This is a genomic window from Ruminococcus sp. MCC718, from assembly GCF_018783905.1.
Classification (GTDB): domain Bacteria; phylum Bacillota; class Clostridia; order Lachnospirales; family Lachnospiraceae; genus Hominisplanchenecus; species Hominisplanchenecus faecis.
Genome location: NZ_WQNP01000091.1, coordinates 32,867 through 33,926 on the forward strand (window position 1 = coordinate 32,867; position 1,060 = coordinate 33,926).

Annotated in this window: 1 protein-coding gene; it reads right to left on the reverse strand. The window is 44.6% G+C overall.

The window, feature by feature from the left end; translation table 11 throughout:
• Nucleotides 1–906 (reverse strand): bifunctional lysozyme/C40 family peptidase (locus GPK60_RS08425; protein WP_252191341.1); only part of this gene is annotated, 906 nt, incomplete at its 3' end.
• Between the last annotated feature and the right edge of the window lie 154 nt (nucleotides 907–1,060).

Sequence of the window (1,060 nt, forward strand, 5' to 3'; positions counted from 1 at the left end):
TCCCACATAGATTCCTACATGGGTAACATAATCACTGGTATTGTAGGTGGAATGGAAAAAGACCAAATCGCCAGCCTGTGCCTGTGACAATGGGATATGCTGGGTTGCGTCATACTGTGCCTGTGCGGTTCGTGGCAGGCTGATTCCGGCTTTTCCGTAGCACCACTGGATAAGACCAGAACAGTCAAAAGAGGTGTTCGGGTTACTGCCACCGTAGACATACTTCCAGCCTTGATACTTCAACGCTTCATTCATAACAGCCTGTACCGTTTCGTTGCTGAACTGCTTCACGGTCAGATATTGGTTGACCAGCTCCACATAGAACATATTTCCGTAGTTATACCGCCAGCCACCATTTTTACTGACCGCTATCGGGTTCGTATAGGTCACTTTTGTACCGCAGGATTTATTCTTTGCGAAATTCTCTGCAAGGTTGAAGCTGTGCTTTTTTCCATTTTTCGCCACATAGTCTGCATAGCCACCACCATAGTTATAAGATTGAATGACCACGTTAATGTCATTCATGCCTTTTGCTTTACAGGAAGAAAGCAGGGACGCAAAATATTTACACCCCTGCTTTATTGATTCTTCTGTACTTAATGAGTTTGGCGGTAGTCCCAGACTTTCGCTGGACTGCATGACATCAATAGCCGTACCGCCACTTTCTACCTGTATGATGGCAAGCAGGACGTTCACATACTCCGAGATACCGTTTTCTCTGGCATATTTTTCTACCATCGGCTGATGTTTGAGGACATCGGCTGACAGATTCATGCCAGAGTAGACAGGCGAATAGCTGTTGGAACTGTCGTCATCTTCGCCGGAAATCAATATCCCGAAAAAGAGGACGATGGAGAAAAGGACAGGAAATATCGTACCTATGATAAGGATACGTTTTAATCTCATTTCTTCCGTCCTTTCTCTGGTTGCTTCGTAACAGTCTTAAGATTCTGTTTTTGGTTAACCTGTTTCTGTATGGCTGTTTTCTTTTGATTACTTCTGGATTCCACTACATTTGGCTGGTTCGTTCTGGTAACACCTTTGACCTGTTGTTCCTGTC